This window comes from Xenorhabdus aichiensis, from assembly GCF_028598775.1.
Classification (GTDB): Bacteria; Pseudomonadota; Gammaproteobacteria; order Enterobacterales; family Enterobacteriaceae; genus Xenorhabdus; species Xenorhabdus bovienii.
This window is the reverse complement of the sequence record NZ_JAQRFO010000049.1, coordinates 23,961-32,038: the sequence shown is the minus strand read 5'-3', so window position 1 is coordinate 32,038 and position 8,078 is coordinate 23,961. Positions and strand designations below refer to the sequence as shown.

Sequence of the window (8,078 nt, the reverse complement as noted above, 5' to 3'; positions counted from 1 at the left end):
CGCTCTGAGGACGGTAGCATCGGCAGGCTTGCAATGGCTTGTGTTGCATCGGCTGTCATTGCCGCCAGCACATTTTCCAGATAACCGACCATGCGCTCAACGGTCGCGGGGTCGAACAGATCGGCGGCATATTCCAGGTCACCGATCAGACCCGCTTCGGTTTCGGTCAGCGATAACGTCAGGTCGAAGTGGGCACCATAGCGTACCTGTTCGACTGGTGTGAGTTGCAAACCGGGCAGTGTCAGGCTTTGGGACGGGGTGTTGTTTAAGGTCAGCATCACCTGGAAGACCGGGCTGTAGCTCAGGCTACGGTCGGGCTGCAACGCTTCCACCACCTGCTCGAAAGGCAGCTCCTGATGGGCATAGGCGGCAAGTGCCCGTTCACGAACCTGCGTGAGCAGGTCGGTCACACGGGAGGTATCACCCAGGGTGACGCGCAGAGCCAGGGTATTAACGAAGAAGCCGATCTGGTTCTCAAGCTCATGGCGCGGGCGGTTAGCGACCGGAGTACCGATGACAATGTCATCCTGACCACTGAGCCGGGTGAGGACGATGCTCCAGGCGGTCAGCACGGTCATAAACAGGGTGGTGTTATGGCGTTGTCCGAGTTCCTTAAGCGACGCTAGCAAGGTCGCATCGAGCTGGAAGGGAACTTGGCCGCCGGCATAGCGTTGCACCGGGGGACGTGGCCGGTCGGTGGGGAGTGCCAGCAAAGCCGGGGCATCTTGGAGCTGACTGCACCAGAAGTCACGTTGTTCCGTGAGGATATCCCCCTGTAGCCAGTCGCGTTGCCAGACGGCATAGTCGGCGTACTGAATGGGCAGCGGCGGTAGCGGATCGTCGTGGCCGTCGAGGGCGGTGCGGTAGAGAGTGCCCAGTTCGTGCACCAGCACACCGATAGACCAGCCGTCAGCGATGATGTGGTGCTGGGTGAGCAGTAACACATGCGCTTCGTCTGTCAGTTGCAGCAGTTGGCCGCGGATCAGCGGGCCTTGGGTAAAGTCGAAAGGTGTCTGCGCCTCAAAGTCGGCAAGCTCGGCGATACGGTTGCTGTGCATTGCCGGGTCTAGCGAACGCAGATCCTGGCAGGACAGGACAAAGCCGATATCAGCGGGATCGATGTGCTGGCAGGGTTGACCCTCGACCAATACGAAGCGGGTGCGCAGGCTTTCGTGCCGGGCGATTAGGTGATCGAGTGCGGTAGTCAGGGCGTGACGATCAAGTTGGCCGGTAAGGCGCAGAGCTATCGGGATATGGTAGGCCAGGCTGGCGGCGGGATCGAGCTGAGCAAGGAACCACAGTCGCTGCTGGGCGAAAGACAATGGCAGAGGAAGATTCCGATCAACCTGCTTGATGGATGGCCGCTGCTGTTGCTGAGTTTGCAATTGTTGTCTGATTTTCTTTTTTAGCACAGCACGTTTCAGATTATCGAGGTTCATGTCATTCCTTATCATTGATTATTGTCTCCGCCTAAAATTGCCATCAGTTCTTCTGTTGACATTAAATCAAGTGAGTTTTGTATCGATTCAATATCGTTTTCCCCTATCGCATCCATTTGCGCTGAAAAGATGATGTTGGCCTGTTCCGCCAATTTGGGGGAAAGAAACAATGAGGCGATAGGGATATCGACCAGAAATTCGGTTTGTATGCGCGTTGTCAATTGCACGGCCATCAGCGAGTGACCGCCGAGTTCAAAGAAGTGGTCGTGACGGCCGACCCGTTCCAGTCCCAGCAGGTCTTGCCAGATCCGGGCCAAAGTGATTTCCTCCTCGCCGACCGGGGCTTCATAGCCATGCGCCACCACGGCGGATGAGTCGGGGGCGGGGAGCGCCTGACGGTTAAGTTTGCCGTTGGGGGTGAGCGGGAAAGCGTCGAGCACCATAAAGGCGCTGGGCAGCATATACTCGGCAAGGTGTTGGGCGAGCTGCTGACGCAGTTCGGCCAGCACCAGTTCAACGCCGTCCAGAGGCCGTACATAGGCGACCAGACGCTTGTGATCCGGTTCGTCTTCGCGTACCAGAACCACTGCCTCACGTACCCCGTGACATTGCATCAATCGGGCTTCGATCTCGCCGAGTTCAATGCGGAAGCCACGCAGTTTGACCTGAAAGTCATTGCGACCGAGATAGTCGATATTGCCGTCGGGAAGCCAGCGGCCGAGGTCGCCGGTTTTGTACATACGGGCGTCCGGATCGGAGGAAAAGGGATCGGTGAGGAAACGTTCGGCAGTCAGTTCGGGGCGGTTCAGGTAGCCGCGGGCGACACCGGCACCGGCGATATGGATTTCGCCGGTGACACCGAGAGGAACGGGCCGACCTTGTGTATCCAGGATATAAATCCGGGTATTGGCAATCGGGTGACCGATAGGGATTTTCCTATCTTCGCCTTCAGTGAGTGGGATTTCATAGGCCGTGGCGAAGGTGGTGGTTTCCGTTGGTCCATACACATGCAGCAGATGCTTTGGCGGGTAATCGGTTCTAAGACGTATTGCAGAACGAATATCGATCTGCTCACCACCGAAAAGAACATAACGTAAACCCGACAATGACGAGGCGATCAAACTTGCATATTGGTTGAACACCGCAGTTGTCAGGAACAGCGCACTGACGCCTTCCGATGACAAGCACTGACCAAAATAGGCGGGTTGTAATAGGGTCTTTTCTGGGATCAACAGGATACGTGCGCCGTGTACTAAACCCGTCCACACTTCCCAAGTGGCCGCATCGAATGAAACATTGGCGCAATGGGCAATACAGTCATCGGGGCTAATATCGGTAAAGCCATTATTGATAATCAGGCGCAGGACATTGCGGTGCTCGACCATCACCCCCTTGGGTAATCCGGTGGAGCCGGAGGTGTAGATGACATACGCCAGATGGCGTGACGTCAGCCCTAGAGCCTGAGCGTCCGGGTTGTTGTCTGGCTGCGCCGCCAGAGATGACTCTTGGGTGTCGAGTACTACCGCCGGCACGGGGCTGATTAGCTTGTCGACCCATGCTGTTTGGGTCAGCAAGGCCACCGGTGCCGCGTCATCAAGCATATAAACCAACCGCTCGGCCGGATAGGTCGGATCGAGCGGCACATAGGCACCGCCCGCCTTGAGGATAGCAAGCAGGCCGACCACCAGTTCCGGGCTGCGTTCCAGACAAATTGCCACCCGATCGTCCGGCCGTACGCCCAGGGAGATTAGATAATGAGCCAGGCGATTGGCGCGGCGGTTCAGTTCGTCATAGCTTATCGTCTGGTCTTCGTACACTACGGCTGTTGCGGCTGGCCGGATCGCTGCCTGAGCCTCGAACAGCTGGTGGATCAGGGCGTCCTGCGGGAAGTCCGTCTCGGTGGCGTTGAAGTCCACCAGCAGTTGTTGCCGCTCTGCCAGTGGTAGGAGCGGCACATCCAGAATCAACTGTTGCGGGTCGTGAGCCAGGGCATCGACCAGACCGCGGATAGCATTAACCAGATAGACGGTGACGTGAGCCGGATCGATCCCGGCCACGGCCTGAGCGGTCAGATAGAAATCGGCTCCCAGATCATCCACCGACAGGGTGAGCGGATAGTTGGTTCGTTCCTTTGTCGCGATGACGCGCATGCCTGCCCAAGTTGTGTCAACCGCCTCTGCTTCGCCAATTTGACTATGACGGTAATTGAGCAGGGCACTGAACAGCGGCATCGGCTGAGCCACGCCGCTACAGCGCTGTGCCAGTGTTAGAGGAGTCTGTTCATGTTCCAATAGCGTCATCAAATCACGGTAGGTAGCCTGTACTACTTCCTGCACGTTGCGATTAGCCAGAGAAATCCGTACCGGCAGGGTATTGATAAACATGCCGAGTACCCGGTCGGCGCCTGCGCTCCCTTGCAGGCGGCCCAACAGCACAGAGCCAAAGACCACATCGTCGCGGCCGCTGGTCTGTGCCAGTACCTGAGCCCAGGCCACATGGAACAGTACCCCCGGACTGACCCCCAGACGGCGGGCTTGGGTGCGAACGGCCTTCGCCAGAACGGGAGTAAGCGGGAGACGGGCTTCGGTGACAGGCTCGTTATCGCCCGGTATCGTGAGCACGCCAAACGGCGCGGTGGGTGCGTCAACGTCGGCGAGCCGGGCGCCAAAGTAGGCTTCATGCACCGTGGCCGGCACGTTCAGAGTCTGGGCGATAAAGTCGCGATAGGGCAATGCGGCGGGGAGTGTCTCGGCCTGCCCCTGCCGTATCTGAGCAATTTCGGCAAAGATAAGCTCCAGCGTCATATGATCACTGACCAGATGGTGGAAACGCAGAGCCAGTAGCCATTCATTCTGAGCTGGATCGTAGGCGATGTCAGCGGCGAACAGCGGTGCACGGTTCAGGTCGAGACGATGCTGGCGCGGATCAGTATGAGCCAATAACTGAGCCGGAACGTCGTCCGCCGTGGCTGGAGTGAAGAGATTGACATACAGCGGTGCCTGACGCCAGACCACCTGAACCGGCTGCGATAATCCCTGCCAGCAGGCGGCGGTGCGCAGGATATCGTGACGGTCGATGACCTGTTGCAGGGCGGCAAGGAAAGTATCGAGACGTTTGCAGCTGTCGAAGGCAAGCAGGCTCTGCAACAGATAAGTATCGCCTTGTGCCTGCATCAGGTGATGGAACAGGATACCTTCCTGCAACGGCGCCAGCGGATAGATATCCTGCACATTACTCGCTCCGCCGGGGATGGAGTCGACGAGGGTATCAATCTCGGTCTGGGACAGTGAGATGAGCGGCAGCATGTCGGGGGTGAGGCTGGTGCAGCCTTCGGGAATACGGTTAGGTGGCACCACGAAGGCGTTAATGTCATCCTGATGTGCCAGTATGGTTTGTGCCATCTCGGCAAGCACGGGCGCGGCGAACACGCTGCGGACGTCGAGCCGCCAGCCGAGGCTGCGTAGCCGCTCGATCAAACTGACGATCATCAGCGAATGGCCACCGAGTTCAAAGAAGTGATCGTGACGGCCGACCTGCGTCAGTCCCAACAGGTCTTGCCAGATCTGGGTCAAGGCGGCTTCTACCTCGCCGACTGGCGCTTCATAGCCACGCGCGACTAAGGCGGACGCGTCGGGGGCGGGAAGCGCCTGACGGTCAAGTTTGCCGTTGGGGGTGAGCGGGAAGGCGTCGAGCATCATAAAGGCGCTGGGCAGCATATATTCGGCAAGATGCCGGGCAAGCTGCTGACGTAGTTCGGCGGGAACCAGTTCAACACCGTCCAGCGGCCGCAGATAGGCGACCAGACGCTTGTGGCCCGGTTCGTCTTCGCGGGTGAGAACCACGGCCTCGCGTACGCCGTGACATTGCACCAATCGGGCTTCGATCTCGCCCGGCTCAATACGGAAGCCACGCAATTTAACCTGGAAATCATTGCGGCTGAGATACTCGATATTGCCGTCAGGAAGCCAGCGGCCGAGGTCGCCGGTCTTGTACATGCGGGCATCCGGATCGGCGGAGAACGGATCGGTAGGGAAGCGCTCGGCAGTCAGTTCGGGGCGGTTCAGATAGCCACGGGCAACACCCGCACCGGCGATATGGATTTCGCCCGCGACACCGAGAGGAACGGGCTGGCCTTGTGTATCCAGAATATAGATCCGGGTGTTGGCAATCGGATGGCCGATGGGGATTTTCCTCTCTTCGCCTTCAGTCAGTGGGATTTCATAGGCCGTGGCAAAGGTGGTGGTCTCCGTTGGCCCGTATACATGTAGCAGGTGCTGTGGCGGGTAATCGGCTCTAAGGCGGATTGCAGAACGGATATCGGCCTGTTCCCCGCCAAAAAGAACATAACGTAAACCCGACAATAACGGCGCGATTAAACTCGCGTATTGATTGAACAACGCGGTTGTCAGGAAGAGCGCACTGACACCTTCCGATGATAAGCGCTGACCAAAATAGTCGGGTTGTAATAAGGTTTTTTCTGGAATTAACAGGATACGTGCGCCATGCACTAAACCAGACCACACCTCCCAAGTGGCTGCATCAAATGAGACGTTTGCGCAATGGGCAATACAATCATCGGGACCGATATCGGCAAAACCATTATTGATGATCAGGCGAAGGACATTGCGGTGCTCGACCATCACCCCTTTGGGTAATCCGGTAGAGCCGGAGGTGTAGATGACATACGCCAGATGGCGTGACGTCAGCCCCAGTGCTTGCGGTTCGGGGTTGTGGGGCGGTTGTGCCGCCAGGGATGATGCTTGGGCATCGAGCACCACCGTGGTTATGGGGCTGGTTAGTTTATCGACCTGTGCCGTCAGAGTCAGCAAAGCCACTGGTGCCGCGTCATCAAGCATATACGCCAGACGCTCGGCCGGATAGTCTGGATCGAGCGGCACATAGGCACCGCCAGCCTTGAGGATAGCGAGCAGACCCACCACCAGTTCCAGACTGCGTTCGATACAAATTGCCACCCGATCGTCCGGGCGTACACCTAAGGCGATCAGATGATGGGCCAGGCGATTGGCACGGCGGTTCAGTTCGCCATAGCTCAGTACTTGATCTTCAAACACCACGGCGGTGTCATCGGGACGGTGTGCTGCCTGAGCTTCGAACAATTGATGGATCAGGGCGTCCTGCGGGAAATCCGTCTGGGTGGCGTTGAAGTCCACCAGCAGCTGTTGTCGCTCCGAGGCTGGCAGGATTGGCAAACTCGCGATGGTTTGTGTCGCATCGGCTACCATCGCCGTCAGCACCTGCTTAAAGTACTCTACCATGCGTTCGATGGTCGTGGGGTCGAACAGATCTGAGGCATATTCCAGATCACCGGTAAGGCCGGTCTCGGTTTCGGTCAGCGATAACGTCAGATCGAAGTGGGCGCTATAACGCGCCTGTTCAACCGGAGAGAGCAGTAGACCCGGTAACACCAGGTCTTGAGCTGGGGTGTTGTTTAAGGTCAGCATCACCTGGAAGACCGGGCTGTAGCTCAGGCTGCGTTCGGGCTGCAACGCTTCCACCACCTGCTCGAAGGGCAGATCTTGATGGGCATAGGCCGCGAGTGCCCGTTCACGAATCTGTGCGAGCAGATCGGACACACGGGGCGCATCACCCGGCGTAACACGTAGGGCCAGGGTATTGACGAAGAAACCGATCAGGCCTTCTAACTCTTGGTGTGGGCGGTTAGCAACCGGAGTACCGATAACAATGTCATCCTGACCACTGAGCCGGGCGAGGACGATGCTCCAGGCGGTCAGCACGGTCATAAATAAGGTGGTGTGATGGCGCTGTCCGAGTTCCTTTAGCGATGCCCGCAAGGCGGTATCGAGCTGGAAGGACACCTGATCGCCGGCATAGGTTTGCACCGATGGGCGTGGCCGGTCGGTGGGGAGTGTCAGTAAGGCCGGGGCGTTCTGAAGCTGGCTACACCAGAAATCACGCTGTTCAGTGAGGACAGCCTCCTGCAACCCGTCACGCTGCCAGACCGCATAGTCGGCGTACTGAATGGGCAACGGCGGCAAAGGATCGTCGTGGCCGTTGAGGGCGGCGCGGTAGAGAGTGCCCAGTTCGTGTATGAATACTCCGATGGACCAGGCGTCAGCGATGATGTGATGCTGGGTAAGCAGTAACATATGTGCTTCATCTGTCAGTTGCAGCAGTTGACCGCGGATCAGCGGGCCCCGGACAAAGTCGAAGGGTGTCTGTGCTTCGAGGGCGGAGAGCTCGGCGGTACGGGGGGTATGCATTGCCGGATTCAGTGGGCGCAGATCCTGGTAGGACAGGGCAAAATTGACGTCAGCGGGATCGATGTGCTGGCAGGGCTGGCCTTCGACCAGCACGAAGCGGGTACGCAGGCTCTCATGCCGGGCGACCAGGCGATCGAGGGCGGTGGTCAGCGCGTGGCGGTCAAGTTGACCCGTGAGACGCAGTACCACAGACATATGGTAGGCCAGGCTGGCGGCCGGGTCGAGTTGGCTGAGAAACCACAACCGCTGCTGGGCGAAGGACAATGGTAGAGGCTGATGTCGATTCACCTGTTCAATCAATGGCCGTTGCTGCTGACCTTCGCGGGCTTTCAATTGTTCTTCAATTTTCTTCTCTAGAACAGCACGTTTCAGGTCATCGAGATTCATGTTAATCCTT

The 8,078-nt window shown here is 58.1% G+C and carries 2 protein-coding genes; both read right to left on the bottom strand.

Annotated features, from left to right (window positions below; all coding sequences use genetic code 11):
- Window positions 1-1,439, bottom strand: a 1,439-nt coding sequence (locus PSI22_RS17400) for a condensation domain-containing protein (RefSeq protein WP_273580837.1), incomplete at its 3' end; no start/stop codon positions are given.
- A gap of 11 nt (window positions 1,440-1,450) precedes the next feature.
- Window positions 1,451-8,068 (bottom strand): non-ribosomal peptide synthetase, encoded by a 6,618-nt coding sequence (locus PSI22_RS17395; RefSeq protein WP_273580836.1) that lies wholly within the window; start codon window positions 8,066-8,068, stop codon window positions 1,451-1,453.
- Window positions 8,069-8,078: the final 10 nt, after the last annotated feature.